This window comes from Paenibacillus sonchi, from assembly GCF_016772475.1.
Classification (GTDB): Bacteria; Bacillota; Bacilli; order Paenibacillales; family Paenibacillaceae; genus Paenibacillus_AQ; species Paenibacillus_AQ sonchi.
Map to the genome: position 1 here is coordinate 7,030,976 of NZ_CP068595.1, position 16,142 is coordinate 7,047,117.

General features: G+C 53.5%; 17 protein-coding genes and 2 pseudogenes. 11 read left to right on the top strand and 8 right to left on the bottom strand.

Annotated features, from left to right (window positions below; translation table 11 throughout):
• Positions 1 to 19 precede the first annotated feature (19 nt).
• From rnhA to JI735_RS31685, 3 genes are read right to left on the bottom strand one after another with little or no spacing between them, the layout of a single operon-like run.
• The gene (gene rnhA / locus JI735_RS31680; RefSeq protein WP_039834429.1) at positions 20 to 682 is read right to left on the bottom strand and encodes a ribonuclease H; all 663 of its coding nucleotides are present in this window, start codon (positions 680 to 682) and stop codon (positions 20 to 22) included.
• Entirely contained in the window at positions 675 to 818 is a 144-nt protein-coding gene (locus JI735_RS36560; RefSeq protein WP_157771319.1) for a hypothetical protein, read from the bottom strand. Before JI735_RS36560 ends, rnhA begins: the two co-directional genes overlap by 8 nt.
• 16 nt (positions 819 to 834) lie before the next feature.
• Entirely contained in the window at positions 835 to 1,410 is a 576-nt protein-coding gene (locus tag JI735_RS31685; RefSeq protein WP_039834440.1) for a TetR/AcrR family transcriptional regulator, read from the bottom strand.
• 76 nt (positions 1,411 to 1,486) lie between these two features.
• Here JI735_RS31685 and JI735_RS31690 point away from each other — a divergent pair, with 76 nt between their 5' ends.
• From JI735_RS31690 to JI735_RS31700, 3 genes are all read left to right on the top strand, one after another.
• The gene (locus JI735_RS31690; RefSeq protein WP_039834430.1) at positions 1,487 to 2,050 is read left to right on the top strand and encodes a hypothetical protein; all 564 of its coding nucleotides are present in this window, start codon (positions 1,487 to 1,489) and stop codon (positions 2,048 to 2,050) included.
• A 268-nt stretch (positions 2,051 to 2,318) separates the two neighbouring features.
• Positions 2,319 to 3,221, top strand: a complete 903-nt coding sequence (locus tag JI735_RS31695; RefSeq protein WP_039834431.1) for a manganese catalase family protein — start codon at positions 2,319 to 2,321, stop codon at positions 3,219 to 3,221.
• Positions 3,222 to 3,276: 55 nt separating this feature from the next.
• Entirely contained in the window at positions 3,277 to 3,468 is a 192-nt protein-coding gene (locus tag JI735_RS31700; protein ID WP_202676786.1) for a hypothetical protein, read from the top strand.
• A 659-nt stretch (positions 3,469 to 4,127) separates the two neighbouring features.
• Here the strand turns inward: JI735_RS31700 and JI735_RS31705 are convergent.
• From JI735_RS31705 to JI735_RS31725, 5 genes and pseudogenes are all read right to left on the bottom strand, one after another.
• On the bottom strand, positions 4,128 to 4,529 hold the full coding sequence (locus JI735_RS31705; RefSeq protein ID WP_233476140.1) for a hypothetical protein: 402 nt from the start codon (positions 4,527 to 4,529) through the stop codon (positions 4,128 to 4,130).
• Complete coding sequence (locus tag JI735_RS31710; protein ID WP_039834433.1) at positions 4,495 to 4,680, bottom strand: hypothetical protein; 186 nt, start codon at positions 4,678 to 4,680, stop codon at positions 4,495 to 4,497. Before JI735_RS31710 ends, JI735_RS31705 begins: the two co-directional genes overlap by 35 nt.
• A 2-nt stretch (positions 4,681 to 4,682) precedes the next feature.
• A pseudogene (locus JI735_RS31715) lies at positions 4,683 to 4,988 on the bottom strand (GNAT family N-acetyltransferase); the annotation flags it as partial.
• Between the two features lie 86 nt (positions 4,989 to 5,074).
• Positions 5,075 to 6,202 carry a DNA alkylation repair protein gene (locus JI735_RS31720; RefSeq protein ID WP_039834442.1) on the bottom strand — a complete coding sequence of 376 codons (1,128 nt, stop codon included), beginning with the start codon at positions 6,200 to 6,202 and terminating at the stop codon, positions 5,075 to 5,077.
• 209 nt (positions 6,203 to 6,411) lie between these two features.
• Positions 6,412 to 7,041, bottom strand: a complete 630-nt coding sequence (locus tag JI735_RS31725) for a hypothetical protein (protein ID WP_202676787.1) — start codon at positions 7,039 to 7,041, stop codon at positions 6,412 to 6,414.
• A gap of 275 nt (positions 7,042 to 7,316) precedes the next feature.
• Between JI735_RS31725 and JI735_RS31730 the strand changes: the two genes are divergently transcribed.
• From JI735_RS31730 to JI735_RS31765, 8 genes and pseudogenes are all read left to right on the top strand, one after another.
• Positions 7,317 to 7,535 carry a hypothetical protein gene (locus JI735_RS31730; protein WP_020428986.1) on the top strand — a complete coding sequence of 73 codons (219 nt, stop codon included), beginning with the start codon at positions 7,317 to 7,319 and terminating at the stop codon, positions 7,533 to 7,535.
• A 203-nt stretch (positions 7,536 to 7,738) separates the two neighbouring features.
• The gene (locus tag JI735_RS31735) at positions 7,739 to 7,948 is read left to right on the top strand and encodes a hypothetical protein (RefSeq protein ID WP_039834434.1); all 210 of its coding nucleotides are present in this window, start codon (positions 7,739 to 7,741) and stop codon (positions 7,946 to 7,948) included.
• Between the two features lie 691 nt (positions 7,949 to 8,639).
• The gene (locus tag JI735_RS31740; protein WP_083886559.1) at positions 8,640 to 9,644 is read left to right on the top strand and encodes a LacI family DNA-binding transcriptional regulator; all 1,005 of its coding nucleotides are present in this window, start codon (positions 8,640 to 8,642) and stop codon (positions 9,642 to 9,644) included.
• A 232-nt stretch (positions 9,645 to 9,876) separates the two neighbouring features.
• Positions 9,877 to 11,298, top strand: coding sequence for a tagaturonate reductase (locus JI735_RS31745; protein WP_051051666.1), 1,422 nt, complete (start codon positions 9,877 to 9,879; stop codon positions 11,296 to 11,298).
• A gap of 27 nt (positions 11,299 to 11,325) precedes the next feature.
• Positions 11,326 to 12,812 (top strand): annotated as a pseudogene (locus JI735_RS31750) (UxaA family hydrolase).
• 33 nt (positions 12,813 to 12,845) lie between these two features.
• Complete coding sequence (gene uxaC / locus JI735_RS31755; RefSeq protein ID WP_039834437.1) at positions 12,846 to 14,270, top strand: glucuronate isomerase; 1,425 nt, start codon at positions 12,846 to 12,848, stop codon at positions 14,268 to 14,270.
• A 68-nt stretch (positions 14,271 to 14,338) separates the two neighbouring features.
• Positions 14,339 to 15,061, top strand: coding sequence for a rhamnogalacturonan acetylesterase (locus JI735_RS31760; RefSeq protein WP_051051667.1), 723 nt, complete (start codon positions 14,339 to 14,341; stop codon positions 15,059 to 15,061).
• A 52-nt stretch (positions 15,062 to 15,113) separates the two neighbouring features.
• Positions 15,114 to 15,956, top strand: a complete 843-nt coding sequence (locus JI735_RS31765; protein WP_039834438.1) for a sugar phosphate isomerase/epimerase family protein — start codon at positions 15,114 to 15,116, stop codon at positions 15,954 to 15,956.
• The last annotated feature ends 186 nt before the right edge of the window (positions 15,957 to 16,142 follow it).

The window sequence follows — 16,142 nt, forward strand, 5'->3', positions numbered from 1 at the left end:
ATAGCCGGCTCCCGGCAGATTATTTACGCCCGTAATCCGCCTTGATCTCTCCCCATTCCCTGGTTTGCCACTTCAGGATTTTGTTGGTATATGTATTCGTCTGCAGCCAGCGTTCCGCGCGGTCAATCAGCGTCCAGATTTCCTCTGTGGAAGCATCGCGCGGCAGTGTGGTGGCCACCTTCTTCTGCTTGACCCATTTCATGGCATTCACGGAATCGCTGTAGATCGTCCGGCTGCTGCCCTCTTTCTTCAGCAGGGCCAGCGCGTGGACAATCGCCAGGAACTCGCCAAGATTATTGGTGCCTTTGGAAATAGGTCCGCAGGAAAAAATAATGTCTCCGGTCTGCGTATCCACACCCTTATATTCCACAGGCCCGGGGTTGCCCCGCGTCCCCACATCCACGGAAATGCTGTCATACTCAATCTCTGCCGGGGCTGCTTCGGCTGTGCTGCGCTTATAGGAGCTTGCCGGTTTGCTTTTGCCAGCTCCGGCTGCGGCTGCTCCGCTTCCCCAATTGCCCTTCCAGCCAGCTTTGTAGGCGGCATCCGCTGCGGCCCTGGATTCATAGGATTTATATTTTGCACCCGTATAATGATCCGTCTGTGCCTGGCATTCCGCCCATGTTCCGTATACACCGGGCTTTTTGCCTTCCCAGACCACATAAAATTTCTGCTTAGCCATTGTGTACTCCCCCTTCCTCCCGCAATTGCAGCTCAAAAGAATATTGTAATCCAAACAGCGGCGAGTTTGAAGTCCAAAATAACGAAGCCTGAAGCCGCAGCATATCCGGCGGATAATAACCCGGCTTGGGGTTCATAATATCCCCATGGAAATTAGTCCAGCACCGCAAGTGTAGTATCGACAATTCTCTGCAGCTTGCTCCGGTCCGGGTTGATTTTGACCATGACCCGAAGCCCTACCAGCGCATTATGCAGGAATACCGCAAGGTCAGCCGCCCGGTGATGTTCAGCGATTTCTCCGCTCGCCTGCCCGCGGGTTACCAATTGCTCCAGCAGCCGCTCCGCATCGAGAAACGCATCGTTTACCCTGGAGATGGTCTCCGGGTCGTGATTGGCCAGTTCAACAGCCGAGTTCACAAGCAGACAGCCTGCGGGGTCCGTGTCCTGCTTATGGATGATCATATCGAACAGCCGGCGGATGGCTTCTTTGGCGGAATCCACGCCTTCTACGCGCCCTTCCATTCTGCTGGCGGTCATCTCTGCAAAACGTTCCATGGATTTTATATATAAAGAATGCTTGTCACCAAAAGTATCGTACATGCTCCGCTTGTGAATGCCCATACCGGCAACCAGATCCTGCATCGAGGTTTTCTCATAGCCCTGCTGCCAAAAAACATTCATCGCCTTGCCCAGCACGTTGTCGACATCAAATTCTTTGCTTCTAGCCATGATCATGCCCCTTTCTGCTTTTATTTTATCATTTATAGAACGTTCGGTAAATATTAACCAGAGGGAGGACATTCACATGAAAAAGCTTGCAGTCTTAGCGGCGATATTCGTTCTGACCCTGCTTGTCGGATGCGGAAGCTCAGCTAACAACAATAACACGGCAGGCACAAATACGCCGGCAAGCAACGGGAACACCGGCACTGCCACCGCTGCACCAGATGCTGTAACCTCGGCTTCCGTGGTTGACAACGGCGAGGATTTCAAAAAAGCGATCAGCAAGGAAGGCACCTGGATTGCCGCCACACTGAAGGATCTGAGCTTTACAGAGGATCTCGTCGTCGAAGGAGAATTCAGCAACAAAGGTAAACCGGCACGCAAAATCGCGCTGTACACGCAAGATGCGGATCACAATATCACCAACTCTTTTAGACTGACGGCTCCCAAAATTACGATCAAAAGTGAAAATACCCAGATCCAAGGCGGCACTTTTGTTGGTGATGTCTATGTGGAAGCGAACGGCTTCAAAGTGGTGAATGCCACCATTGAGGGCAATGTCTATTTCTCCGATGATAAATACCAGGCTACCTACAGTGCTTCGGACCAGGGGAAAGTAACCGGCGTAACCGAGGTCAAAAAATAATTACAACGCCACCGCGAAGGTGCTTCCTCATGGCTTAACTGCCGGGGGAGCACCTTCGCGGTTATGGGAGCTAACCAATTTACAAAGCTTCAACAATTATAGCCAGTATCTCTGCTCCATCCATACAAATTTGTGAATTTCCGGGTGTCTTTATGCTGTGAGAATGGATGTTGTTGGAAATCAAAATGTTTAGGAACAGGGGATTGCGTTTAAGTTAGGGCGGTAGGATACACACTTCTGCTGAAGCGCTAAGGAGGATGACTATTCAATGTTCCAACGCATGGATGAGATCATGATCGAGATTCCCGATGTCGAGAAGCCGGACCCTAATGCCGCAGCCGCCGTACAAGAACTGCTCGGAGGAAAATTCGGCGAGATGTCCACACTTAACAATTATCTCTATCAATCTTTTAACTTCCGTTCCAAAGACAAGCTGAAGCCCTTCTACGATCTGGTAATGAGTATAACGGCCGAAGAGCTGGGCCACGTCGAGCTGGTATCGCATGCGGTAAATAAATGCCTCAGAGGCTCGACAGCGTACAAGCAACCAGACTCTACCCCGCTGGATGCCGTAAAAGATGCCCGTCTGTCCTATCACTTCCTGGCCGGAGCCCAGGGGGCGATGCCGTTCGATTCCATGGGCAATCCATGGACCGGGGCCAACGTATTCAACAGCGGCAACCTGGTGGAGGATCTGCTGCATAACTTCTTCCTGGAATGCGGAGCAAGAACACACAAAATGAAGGTCTATGAAATGACCGATCATCCGGCTGCGCGTGCGGTAGTCGGTTTCCTGCTCGTCCGCGGCGGAGTCCATGTGGTGGCCTATGCCAAAGCGCTGGAGATTGCAACGGGCGTCAACGTAACCAAGCTCGTGCCCGTCCCTTCCCTCAGCAACAAGTCATTTACCGAAGCTGCCAAATATGAAGAAAAAGGGGTGCACACCAAGCTGTACACTTGGAGCGACAAAGATTTTAGCTCCATTGGCCAGATCTGGAAGGGCACCCATCCTGAAGACGGCCTTCCGCTGGAGGTGATTCAGGGAGTGCCCGAAGGCGTGCCTATCCCTGAAGCGCCAGAATCCAAGGAAGAGTTCGCACCGGGCATTTCCGCTGACGAATTCAAGGAAATTGCCAAACGCCTCAAGATGGCGGGGAATATACATGATTAGGCGGGCATGAGTCTAACGGTTAGTCTGATATGGGCTAGCAGAAGCAGCCTCGCAATTGATTAAAAGAACGGCACTTGTCCAGCTAGTAGAAACGGTTGCGCCGTCCTCCCGGGACAGCGCAGCCCGTCTTGGTCTTAGCTTTACCTGGAGAACGATTTCCCGTGAATCCTACAGCAACTCTTTAAGTGGAAAAAGGGACACTAATTTGCTGGAGTACCCTATCCTCGGGCAGATGAAGTGGCACTAATTTACTGGAGTACCCTATCCTCGGGCAGATGAAGTGGAAAAAGGGACACTAATTCAGCTCATTTCGCCATTTTTCAAGAAAAGTAGCCCAATTAGATTTACTTTTTCCACTTAAATCTCAAGATTACTTAATTTTCGGAAAAATAAGTTCCCTTTTTCCAACTAGTACCTGCGAAGATGCATGTAAGCAAGTGTTAGTTGGAATTAGGATATTTAGACCGCCCCCTCAGAACTCAGCCTTCGCCGCCCCAACAACAGTATTTCTGCCGTTGCTTGTTACAAATTCATAAATAAGGGGGTAAGCTTTGCTTCCCTAAAGCATATAAATTCTTATCTTTCTATATAGAGTGAACTTAAGATATTTACATTAGGGACTTCGTCGGGACTCCGGTGAATGTTTGGACTTCCGGCCGCTGCCCTTCTGCAGATTTCTTGATTATTCCCGCACTTCGCGGTGGAAATCCGCAGACAAAGGCGGACGCATTCGCTCCGTAAGTATCCAAACTTCCCCTCCACCCTTTTCCCTTTTGTTCGTTTTTCAAGTTCGCTTTATTTCGCTTTATATAGTAGAAACGGCTGCGCCGTCCTTAACTGGACAGCGCAGCCGTTTTGGGTTAAGGCAGCGGAACCCTGCAGTTTCCGCCCACCGAGCATTTCCGATTATTCATATCCGCCAACCGCTTCAGGAAGCGCCTGATATTCGGGCTTGCTCTGGACCAGCTTCACAATCTTATTCCGCAGTTCTTTGAGCTTCTTGGCATCCGGAGTGGTTTGGCAGTACTCTTCGCTCCAATGTAATGCCTTCTGCCCGCCATTGACCTGAATGATCCAGTATTCTTCGTCATAGGGGATCTGCCTGCAGCTTTTGTCCGCCATCTCCAGCTCCATACCACCCAGTACATTCATCTCAAGCATCTGCTGGTAAATCCCGCTCTTTTCAGCATCCGTCAGCCTGAGCTTTGCTGCAGCTGAACCCTTGGAAATCAAATCCTTCGTTACTGTACCCTTGAAGGTGTTGATCTCATTCTTAGCTGTTATCCCATAACGCACAGAAAATGGCAAAATCCTCCGGTATCTGTTCCGGCATAATAACAGCCTCCGCAGGCGGTTCAGCCTCCCGGGCGGGAGCAGAATGTTCTGTATCTTCACAGCCGGCAACTAAAATCACCAAAAACGGCAGCAGCATAACCGGATAAACCAGCAGTCTGTTCACGGTCAACCCTTCCCGCTTGGCTTTAGAATCGAGTAGACATTCGTATCATAGGATACGCCGCCCTGCACCATGTAGCCTCTCAGAAGCCCTTCCTGCTTAAAGCCCAGCTTCGCCAGCAGCCCGGCCGAGGCTTCGTTCGCAGTAAATACTACAGCGCCAATACGGTTCAGGTCCAACACCTCAAAGCCGTAAGCAATGACGCTGGATGCCGCCTCTGCCGCGTATCCCTTGCGCCAATGCCAGGGCTGCAGCTCGTAGCCAAGCTCTGCACGCTTGTGCTTTGGCGACCAGGCGTTGAAGCCAATGGTAAGTCTTGCCGTTTCCAGACAAGGGAACATTCTAACCAACTCCTTCTAGATTCGCAGCATAGCGGGGCAGCGGAGTCTATTCGTAATCATAGCTCCAAGTCTCCTTTGCGCTGCGGCTTTAGTATAAGCACTGCAGATGCGGCTTCCCGGCCGTTCACCAGCAGGGTGATCTTATGTTCCCCCGCATAATGGCGGCGGGTGGTCAGATCCGCCCAGCGGTGGGTCCGTTTTCCGGTTAGCCGGGTGCCTCCCGGAACCGTTTTATCCGAGAGCAGGAACAGCTTGCGCGAGGTTTTGCCCCCGGCTTTTACAAAATCAATTCCGTATTCTATACGTATACGGGCCTCCTTCCCCTCGCGGACGGCAAGGGCATAGGCCAGCTCACAGCTCCCGCCTATTGGCAGTTCCGCAGGCTCCACAGACAGGACGGCGCTGACGGCAAGCGGGGATTCATCCTTCTGGCCTGCATAACCAAAAAGTGCCATAATTTCAGGGTTCGCTTTGCGGATCAGCGTGCGGCAGCCATGCCGCACGATCCAGTCCGTGTGCGCATTCACGCCCTTCCAGCGCCGGACAATATCAATCACGACACCGGGGTGATCCTTGGCGATGTCATTGAGATTGTTCGCCACACTCTTGCGCACATATAGCGAAGAGTCTGCCTTCAGCTGCTCCAGCACCGGGAGCACCGGCGACGGGTCACGCTTGAACATGGGCAGCGCCTGGCCCCAGGGAAGGCGGGGCCGGCTGCCCTCGCTCGACAGCCGCCGCACATGCTCGTCCGGGTGCTGTGACCAGCGCAGCATCTGCGCCATCATCCGCTGCGGGTCCCGCAGCAGAAACGGCCGGACGGCAAATTCTGCCGACGATTTGGGCGTGAAGCGTTCCAGCGCCGACATCGACAGCTCCCAGTGCTCTTCGCTTCCTCCGAACACTTCAACGAAATCGGGGAAGATCAGGTATGGGAAGCCTACGCATTCTTTATCTATCGCAAACAGAATTTCCAGAGCATCCTCATACCGCCGGGGCAAAAATGTTCCCAGCGTCTCCGTAATCCGCCGCATCCGGCCCTTTAGCTCCAGTTCCTCCCAAGGCTCCTTCATCGCCGCAGTGACGAAACCCTCAGTATCAAACCCGCTATATACCGACTGCAGCTTCGTGCCGAAGCTGCGCAGAAATCCCTCATTGTACATTGCTTTTAACGGTTCCGCCATTTCTGTCTCCTCCTGCCGGTTACTGCCTGTGCAGTGTATTGCACTTCTGGTTACAAGTGTAGCCAGAACAGCGTAACATAAGTAACCGGACAGCTGAATGTCATATTTGGTCCGCAGGTGATTAAAGGCATCCCGGCACCTCTTTCCCCAATTTATAACCAATCCCATTTGTGAATGGACCTCCAGATTCCAGCCTTCAACTGGCGGTGTTACATCATAGCAGCCTGTGAATAATCAGTTCCAGCAATCGCAACGGTACCGCTTTTCAAATCCACAATGCGGCTTCGTGTGTCAGCATGTGAAATGTACAGCGGTTGCCCGTTTGCCATTATACAGTAGGATATAGGGATGGACACCCCGCAGTTCCGGTAGGAGCCGTCGGCATGGCTGGTTCCAATGATGGAGCATTGGTATTTCACAGCGATCCGCGCTGCCTCCTCCGTCCACAAGGCGAACTGTTCTTCACTGAACATTCCCACTCCAATCGGATGGGCGATGAAATCCAGGGTTCCAGCATGCCCTTCCAGCCCGTTCAACCCCTGCAAAATCTCCACACACAGCAGATAACCCATCCTGATAGCACCTGCCTCAATTACGGAAGGAGCATACAGCTCTCCTTGCATCGGTGACTTTGCCCGTTCCAATACAATCTCTCCGTCCGGACCGATCACCAGCGCTCTGTCTTGGCCGTTATCATTTTTGTAGCTGGTAATCATCAGCTTCCTATACTGCCCGGCAAGACTGCGGAGAGTCTGCACACTGCCGGTATCGGCTACATACCCTTCAGGGTAGAGCACTGCATCGCAATATTCGGACCACTGCTTAAGTTCTTGTTGCATCCTCAATAACCCTGACTCGTGGTTGGGTTGGGAGACCAGCAATCTCATTGGGATTCCTCCATACATTTACTTTCTGCCGCCTAAAATTCTTCAATTCAGCAGCGCTTCTATTTGTGCAAAATAAGTATAATCCGCCTTTGTCTGCAACAGGAAAGCGTCATTTTCACATATTTTGCAAATTAAATCTTGTTTTCAAAATGCAATGCCTGTCGTATTATAGATAAAAAGCTTTTGTAGACACCCGCGCTAAAGCGAACAACGGAGGAATGTCAGCCATGCCGCAGACACTTGTCAAAAATGTTGATTTTTTTGTCGCCGCCCTATCGCAGACCTATGTGTCAGCGCTGCAGCTCGACCCGGACGGAATGTATTCCCAGGTGGGCATCGGAATCGTCGAGAAATTTGCTGAAGACTATGTACGGCTCAAAAGGTTCGACGGCAGCGTCTCCCATTACGACCGGGAAATCACGAAATTCCAGCATAACAAAGCCTAATTCATCCCTAATTACATTCCGCTTTGAGTATAATTTCCCTGCTTACTCCAGATAAAAGGCTGCCAGCCCTTAGCATTACGGCACAGCCTTGACACCTTTCTCCCCTGCATGGTGGTTCAGTTCCGCCCATTTGGTTAATCGTTACATAAGATGGGCATTATGGACATATCCTGACTTTTGCAGGGCAGAAAGGAATGAGAGGCATGAGCGACAAAGCGGATTTCAGAGACGAACGAACCCCCGGATTCAGTCAGATTCCTGATGCCAGCATCAGGCCTGGACAGACCGCATCTACGGACAAGCTGGACGATATCGTCGGAGGTATTATGGATAATGTGCAGGAAACCCTGACCGGCGATTCCCCTAAGAACTCCGGCAAGAATCCGGCCGGGGAGAAAACCGGCGACAAGTAAAAAACATTCGAAAAGGGACTTGGGCCATTCTATCCTGAAATAACGATGTCCGATTCATACGACATGGTTATGGAAGCCTCGAATTTGGCGAAGCCGAATTGAGGGCCTTCTCCGAAATTTCATCGTCTGAAGTGCTGCCAATGGGCGGCATGAATATCTGTTGTATTTTGTACAGCAGATCATCCCTAAATAGTCCGAAAAACTGGATCTATTGCACTCTGTACAGGCAGAATCCTGTGTAAAGAGTGCTTTAGGCCAGAATTCCAGAAATCAATTGCAGAAAATACAATAGAATGCTATTTTTCACAGAAAACTGGCTATTCTGCTGCACAAAATGCAATCAACCTGCACGAGTTCACAAGCATAGCAAAAAAGCCGTACCCATATACAGACCTACCAGCCATACCAGGCGCGGGTAGGTTTTTTTGTGCTATAAGAAAGCGCCTCCAGAGGTGTCCGGTCCCATTGTGCCAAAGAAGACGCAGAAGCTTGAACGCTTTCAAAATTGTTCCATAATCATGCGTTCTCCTTCACACTCATTGCCCCGACACCGGCAAGCAAAAAATTATAAAGCCGGAGGCAGCATTCCGCCACAAAATTTTAACGTGTGCAATCTAATAATTCCTTGACTTGATATTGCCGAGGCCGTAAACTGAAATCGTTAACAATTCTATTTTTCCGGAGAGATATTATGATCACCATCAAAGACATTGCACGTGTCGCCGGCGTCTCCCATACCACCGTTTCCCGGGCGCTGAACGGCAGCCCGCTGATCAAGAAGGTCACCCGGGACAAAATAGAAAAAATCGCTGCAGAAATGAATTACGTCCCCAATTACAGCGCCAAGAGCCTGGTGACCAAAAGATCCTTCACCATTGGCCTGTTTTTTTCCAGCATTGAGCAAGGGACCTCGGCCAGCTTCCTGGTGGATGCCATCAAGGGAATCAGCCACATCCTGGATGAGAACTTCAACCTGACGGTCAACGGTATTGACGGCGTTCATAACTTTGGCAACATTCAGCCGCAGCGTTTTGACGGCATTCTGGTCATGAGCCAGAGCGACGAGGACAATGCCTTCATCTATCATGTAAAGAAGATGGGCATTCCACTGGTCGTGCTGAACCGCCAGCTTGAAGACCCCGGCATTATGAACGTGGTGGCAAATGACCGCGAAGGCGTGAAGGAAGCCATCGATTATGCCGTCCGCCAGGGACACCGGAAACTCGCTATTATCGAAGGCAAACCCGGCTTCAAGTCTTCGAGCGAGCGCAAGCAGGGTTTCATGGACAGCCTGATTGCCCATCGCCTTCCGCTGAACTCCGGTTATTTTGCGGCAGGTGATTACAGCATTGAGAGCGGTTATGCGGCTATGGCTGCCCTGCTCCAGCTGGAAGATCCGCCGACAGCCGTATTCTGCTCCAATGACGACATGGCAATTGGCGCGATGAATGCCTGCTACGCCCACAAGGCCGATGTTCCGGGGCAGATTTCCCTGCTTGGATTCGATGATATCATGTTCTCCCGGTATACGAATCCCGCCTTGACCACGGTCCGCAAACCGATAACAGAAATCAGCGAGCTTGGCACCAAAATGCTGGTCCAGCTGCTTCAGCAGCCGGAGGCCAAACCCCAGCAGCTGTTCGTGAACACATCGTTAGTCATACGCCAGACGGTAGCTGAATTACAGCAGCAATGAATCCGGCAAGTAGAAACGGGTACCGTCCTTTCCTTTTTAGGAGCCTATGCTTCTGAAGCCGCGATACAGAGTATCGCTTTCAGATACCCGTTTCAGCGAGAAATAGAAGGAACATTTATAGTGTGAAGCATATTAATTCTTATATTTTTAAAAAAAGAGCCTCTCTTTTTTTAAATAAAATGTTCACGTGTGCATTATTCCAATACCTTATAAAAGGAGATTATTGAACCTTATGACACAGCGTTTATCCAGAACCACTCAGCCCGGCCTGCCGCAATATCCAGAACGGATGATTCAATTTGGGGAAGGCAATTTCATGCGTGCCTTCGTAGACTGGCAGCTGCAGCAGATGAACCAACAAGGCCTGTTCAACGGAAGTGCGGCGGTCGTCGTGCCGATCGGCCAGGGACTCGGCGGCCTGATGGCCGAGCAGGATAATCTCTACACGGTGCTGCTGAACGGCATCATGCAGGAGCAGCCAGTCAATTCGCGCGAGATCATCACCAGTGTCAGCCGGGTGATCAACCCCTACAGCGACTATGAAGCGTATCTGGCCCTGGCCGAAAATGATGAGCTGGAGTTTATCACCTCCAATACGACCGAAGCAGGCATCGCCTATCAGCCGGAAGACCGTTTGGAGGATGCGCCTCCCTCAAGCTTTCCTGCCAAGCTGACCGCCCTTCTCTACAGACGGTTTGAGCTGGGCAAAAAAGGTTTCGTCATCATCCCCTGTGAGCTGATTGACCGCAATGGGGAAAAGCTGAAGGAAATTGTGCAGCAATACGCCGCAGCATGGAACCTGGGTGAAGCGTTCCTGCAGTGGCTGGATGCTGAGAACACCTTCTGCTGCAGTCTGGTTGACCGGATTGTTCCGGGTTATCCGCGCGACAAGGCCGCTGAGCTGGAAGCGGAGCTGGGCTACCTCGACAAGCTGATGGTAACCGCAGAGCCGTTCCTGTTCTGGGTCATTGAAGGTCCCGCGTGGCTGTCCGAGCGGCTTCCGCTAGCGAAAGCCGGACTTAACGTAGTCGTTACGGGTGACATGACCCTCTACCGCGAGCGCAAGGTTCATCTGCTGAATGGGCCGCATACGGCCATGGTTCCCCTCGCCATGATGGCAGGGCTCGAAACCGTGGAGGATGTGATGAACGATGAAACGTTCTACCGCTTTGTGCGCAGGCTTTTGGATGAAGAACTGATTCCGGTGCTGGATCTGCCGCAAGAAGAGCTTCTCTCTTACGCGGACGCTGTGCTGGAGCGCTTCAAAAACCCGTTCATCCGCCACGAGCTGGCCTCGATTTCACTGAACAGCATCTCCAAGTTTAAAACACGGCTTCTCCCTGTGCTCCTCCGGTATCAGCAGGAACGCGGCCAACTGCCGCCGCTGATTACACTGGCTTTTGCCGCGCTGCTGCTTAGCTACCGGGGTGACCGCGTGAAGCGTCAGGACAGTGCCGAGGTGCTGGCGGTTTTTGATCAGGCCTGGAGCCAGCCTTCCACCTTCGCTGCTTCAATTCTTAGAGAAGTCAGCCTGTGGGGCCGGGATCTGACACAGGTGCCGGGTCTTGCTGAAGCTGTTGACGCCCGGCTGCGCCAGCTCCAAAGCTCCGGCAGCCGTGCCGCACTACAGCAGTTGGTCCGTTCAGAAGTTTAATTCATCATTTTTTATAGGAGGGACAGCATGAAACGATTAATGAAAATGAATCCCCGGGATACAGTAGCCGTCGCGCTGCGTCCGATTGCCTCCGGTGAAGTACTCTCCTTTGAAGGGCTTAGTCTCACAGCCGCCCAGGATATTCCTCAGGGCCATAAAATCGCCTTAACCGGCTTCGCCGAGGGCGATGTCATTACCAAATACGGATACCCTATCGGGCATGCGGTGGGGAGATCCGGGCGGGTGACTGGATTCATACGCATAACATCAAAACCAATCTGTCCGGAGAAGAAGAATATGAATATCTTCCCGACCTGCATCCGGTCACCTATCCGAAACGCGGCCTGACCTTCCAGGGCTACCGCAGGGCGAACGGCAAGGTTGGCATCCGCAACGATCTGTTCATCATCCCTACAGTTGGCTGTGTGAACGGCATTGCCGAGCAGATGCTGCAGGAGTTCAAGGCAGAGCACCCCGACCTGGGCGGTTTCGACAACTTCACTGTGCTTAAGCACCCTTACGGCTGCTCGCAGCTCGGCGACGACCACCGCATGACCCGCAGTATCCTGCTGGATGCCGTAAACCACCCCAACGCCGGGGGCGTGCTTGTCTTCGGCCTGGGCTGCGAGAATAATATCGTCTCCGAATTCCGCAGCATGCTGGGCGACTACGACGGGAGCCGGGTCAAATTCCTAGTCGCCCAGGAGGTGGGCGATGAGGTGGAAGCCGGTCTGGCCCTGCTTGAAGAGCTGTACGAGGCCGCAAAAGATGATGTCCGCGAGCCCGTTCCGCTCAGCGAGCTGAACATCGGGCTGAAATGCGGCGGCTCCGATGGATTCTCCGGCATTACTGCGAATCCGCTGCTGGGCGCTTTTTCCGACTTCATTATCTCCCAAGGCGGAACCTCCGTGCTGACCGAGGTCCCAGAAATGTTCGGAGCGGAGAAGATGCTCATGGCACGTGCGGAGAACCGTGAGGTCTTTGAAGACATCGTTTCCCTGATCAATAACTTCAAGCAGTATTTCCTCTCATATGGTGAACCGGTGTACGAGAATCCTTCTCCCGGCAACAAGGCCGGAGGAATCAGCACGCTCGAAGACAAATCGCTGGGTTGTACGCAAAAAGCCGGCAGCTCGCCCGTTGTGGATGTGCTGGATTACGGGGTGAAGCTGCGCCGCAAAGGTCTCAGTCTCCTGCAAGCCCCGGGCAATGACCTGGTGGCGGCCTCCGCCCTCGCCGCTTCGGATTGCCAGCTTGTGCTTTTTACAACCGGCCGGGGAACACCGTTCGGCAGCTTTGTGCCTACGGTCAAGGTGGCGACCAACAATGACCTTTTTGCCAAAAAGGGCCACTGGATGGACTTCAATGCCGGACCGCTGCTGGAGCGTCCGATGGCCGATGTGCTGGAGGAATTTATCGCCTACATTATCGGTGTGGCCAGCGGCCAAAAAACACGCAACGAGCAGAACGAAGTGCGTGAGCTGGCGATTTTCAAAACCGGAGTTACGCTCTAATCCTAATCCAATCCAAGCAAAGGGAGAATTGCAATGTTTTTAAATGACGATTTTCTGTTGACCAGCGAAACGGCGCGCCTGCTCTTTCATAATCATGCCAAAACCATGCCGATCATCGATTACCATTGCCACCTCGACCCGAAGGAAATCTATGAAGACAAGGCCTTCCGCAACCTGACTGAAGCCTGGCTGGCCGGGGATCATTACAAATGGCGGCTGATGCGGGCCAACGGGATTCCGGAATCCCATATCACCGGAGAGGCTTCGGATTATGACAAATTCCTGGCCTGGGCCCGTACGCTCCCCAAGGCTGTCGGCAATCCGCTGTACAGCTGGACCCACCTGGAACTGCGCCGGTTCTTCGGGATTAACGAGACGCTGAATGTGGCTTCCGCCCCTGCCATCTGGGAGGAAGTGAACCGCAAGCTTGCGGAGCCTGCGTACACCCGGCGGAGCCTGATCCGGAATTCCAAGGTTAAAACCGTCTGCACCACCGATGATCCGTCGGATTCCCTGGAATATCACCGGCTGCTGAAGGCGTCGGAGCAGGACTTTCAGGTCTTCCCGACCTTCCGCCCCGATAAGGCGCTTAATATCGATGCCGATGGCTTCACCCCTTGGCTGACCCGGCTGGGGGAAGCTGCCGGAGTACCTGTAACCACGTATGCTGCGCTGGTTGAAGCCTTGCGGAGCCGTGTGGATTTTTTCCATCAGAACGGCTGCCGGCTGTCCGACCATGCGCTGGATGTGCTGCGTTATCAGGCGGCTGGCGAAGCTTCACAGCTGGAGCGGATTTTCACCAAACGTCTGGGAGGCGCGGTGTTGTCGCCGGAAGAGATTACAGTCTACCGGACAGAGCTGCTGTCGGAGCTGATTGGAATGTATCATGATAAAAACTGGACCATGCAGCTGCACCTGCACGCCTTCCGCAACAATAATACGCCGATGTTCCGGCGGCTGGGCCCGGATACCGGCTACGACGGAATTAACGACCTGTCTTTGGCTGAGGCGCTCTCGCAGCTGCTGGACCGGGCCGAATGCGGCAAAGGATTGCCGAAGACCATCCTCTATTCACTGAATCCGGGGGATTACCCTGCCCTGCTTGCGCTGATGGGCTGCTATCAAAAGGATACCGCAGGCAAGCTTCAGCTCGGCTCCGGCTGGTGGTATAACGATACCCGCGACGGGATGCGCCGCCAGCTGACCCTGCTGGCCGACAACAGCCTGCTGGGCAATTTTGTCGGCATGCTCACCGACTCGCGCAGCTTCCTCTCGTATACACGCCACGAGTATTTCCGGCGCGTGCTTTGTGAGCTGCTGGGCGAATTGGCCGAGCGCGGGGAAGCACCGGACGATCCGGCTCTGCTCGGACAGTTGGTCGAGGATATCGCCTACAACAATGCCGCCGGCTACTTCGGCTTTGAAGACCGCAGCGCAGCCAAGCTGCAGCACAGGTAGACAGAAGCGGGTACGCCGTCCATTTGAAGATAACCAAAGACGCAAAGCATCAGGAAAGGAAGTATATTATGCCTACGCTGTATATTGCCGGTGACTCCACCGCTGCCCAGAAAGGCGGAGGCGAAAAGCCGATGGCCGGCTGGGGTGAATTCCTTCAGGAGCATTTCAGCCCTAAGATTGCCGTAGACAACCGGGCGGTTAACGGTCGCAGCACCCGCTCCTTCCTGGCGGAAGGACGGCTTGAAGATATCGGCAAGGACTTCCGGTGCGGCGACTACCTGCTGATCCAGTTTGGACACAATGACCAGAAGGTAGAGGACCCAGCCCGTTATACCGACCCCGCTGCGGAGTACCGCCGGAATCTGCTCACGTTCATCGAATTCGCCCGCAGCCGCGGCGGATACCCTGTTCTGCTGACTTCGGTCAGCCGCCGCCGGTTCACTGCAGGCGGCGAACCTGACCCGCTCGCGGTCGGGCTGTACCCGGAAGCGGTGCGCGAGACCGCAGCGCAGACCGGCACGCCGCTGCTTGATATTTTTGCCTCCTCCCAGCAGTTGTACCGCGAGCTGGGAGTAGACGGCTCGCGGCAGCTGTTCATGCATCTGCCCGCAGGCGGGCATCCCAATTATCCGCAGGGCATCACGGATGACACGCATTTCTGCAAACAAGGCGCCGCCCGCGTGGCTGAACTGGTCGTGGAGGCGATCCCGCAGTCGGCAGAGCTGGCTGCCCTGCATGCACACTTGCGGGAGCCAGGGTTTAGAGCCGCAGAGAGCCTGCCGGCAACATAGGCTCCCGTGGACTCCGCGATACCTTCAAACGCCGCAAAAGGAGGCTTTTACCATGACTGCCCCGCTTCATTTAGGTGTACGCGCCCATGACTTTGGACGGCTGCCTTTGCCGGAGCTGACCACCAAGCTTAACATGTATCGTTTTTCGCATATTCAGCTCGCTGTACATAAATCCTTTCCCGAAAGTGTCCCTGCGCTGGCTGCATTAAGCCCGGGAACCGCTGCATATTTTGGCGAAGCCTTCCGCCAGGCAGGAGTCCGCATTGCCGTGCTCGGCTGCTATGTAAATATCGTCGATCCTGATCCCGCCAAAAGAAAGGCGGCTTTGAACGCATTCAGCACCCATCTTCGCCTGGCCCGCGATTTTGGCGCCAGCCTGGTCGGTACTGAAACGGGCAGTGTAGGCAACGGCTATACCCCGGAAAATTTTACGGAGGAAGCCTTCCAGCAGGTTGTGGTCTCAGTACAAGCTATGGTGGCAGAAGCGGAGCGATTCGGCGTAACGGTAGGCATTGAAGCAGGGATCAATCACCCGCTACATACCGCACAGCTGGCACACCGGCTGCTCTCGCTGATCCCCTCCAATAATCTGCAGATTATTCTCGACTGTGCAAATCTAATGACCGCAGACAATTACCGGCAGCAGGATGCCGTGATTGGGGAAGCGCTGGAGCTGCTAGGGGACCGGATTGCTGTCCTGCACCTGAAGGACTTCACGGTCAATGACGGGCAGATCGGGATTGTGCCTGTCGGCCAAGGGCTGCTTCACTTTGCTCCGCTGCTCCAATACATGAAATATAAGCGGCCGCATATTCAGGGCATTCTGGAGAGTACCCCCGAGGACTATATGCAGGGCAGCATCGATTTTCTGCAGCGGCTGTATGATGAAGTCTGACCTGCTGCAGGAAACTGGGGGCAGAAAGAAGCGATAGTTAAAAAACTGTGCCGCAGACCGCGCGAACCAACCCCGATTCACTGCGCCTAAGCGGCATAACAAACGGGCATCCCCTCACCTGCCGTGAGAATGGAATGCCCGTTGTTCATGCCTGTACCTAATTCTGCCGGCTTCTATGCTCCATAC

What these genes read in the sequence shown, in the direction of transcription:
- rnhA (WP_039834429.1), bottom strand. Translation starts at nt 682, where the DNA reads ATGGCTAAGCAGAAATTTTATGTGGTCTGGGAAGGCAAAAAGCCCGGT.
- JI735_RS36560 (WP_157771319.1), bottom strand. Translation starts at nt 818, where the DNA reads ATGAACCCCAAGCCGGGTTATTATCCGCCGGATATGCTGCGGCTTCAG.
- JI735_RS31685 (WP_039834440.1), bottom strand. Translation starts at nt 1,410, where the DNA reads ATGGCTAGAAGCAAAGAATTTGATGTCGACAACGTGCTGGGCAAGGCG.
- JI735_RS31690 (WP_039834430.1), top strand. Translation starts at nt 1,487, where the DNA reads ATGAAAAAGCTTGCAGTCTTAGCGGCGATATTCGTTCTGACCCTGCTT.
- JI735_RS31695 (WP_039834431.1), top strand. Translation starts at nt 2,319, where the DNA reads ATGTTCCAACGCATGGATGAGATCATGATCGAGATTCCCGATGTCGAG.
- JI735_RS31720 (WP_039834442.1), bottom strand. Translation starts at nt 6,202, where the DNA reads ATGGCGGAACCGTTAAAAGCAATGTACAATGAGGGATTTCTGCGCAGC.
- JI735_RS31725 (WP_202676787.1), bottom strand. Translation starts at nt 7,041, where the DNA reads ATGCAACAAGAACTTAAGCAGTGGTCCGAATATTGCGATGCAGTGCTC.
- JI735_RS31730 (WP_020428986.1), top strand. Translation starts at nt 7,317, where the DNA reads ATGCCGCAGACACTTGTCAAAAATGTTGATTTTTTTGTCGCCGCCCTA.
- JI735_RS31735 (WP_039834434.1), top strand. Translation starts at nt 7,739, where the DNA reads ATGAGCGACAAAGCGGATTTCAGAGACGAACGAACCCCCGGATTCAGT.
- JI735_RS31740 (WP_083886559.1), top strand. Translation starts at nt 8,640, where the DNA reads ATGATCACCATCAAAGACATTGCACGTGTCGCCGGCGTCTCCCATACC.
- JI735_RS31745 (WP_051051666.1), top strand. Translation starts at nt 9,877, where the DNA reads ATGACACAGCGTTTATCCAGAACCACTCAGCCCGGCCTGCCGCAATAT.
- uxaC (WP_039834437.1), top strand. Translation starts at nt 12,846, where the DNA reads ATGTTTTTAAATGACGATTTTCTGTTGACCAGCGAAACGGCGCGCCTG.
- JI735_RS31760 (WP_051051667.1), top strand. Translation starts at nt 14,339, where the DNA reads ATGCCTACGCTGTATATTGCCGGTGACTCCACCGCTGCCCAGAAAGGC.
- JI735_RS31765 (WP_039834438.1), top strand. Translation starts at nt 15,114, where the DNA reads ATGACTGCCCCGCTTCATTTAGGTGTACGCGCCCATGACTTTGGACGG.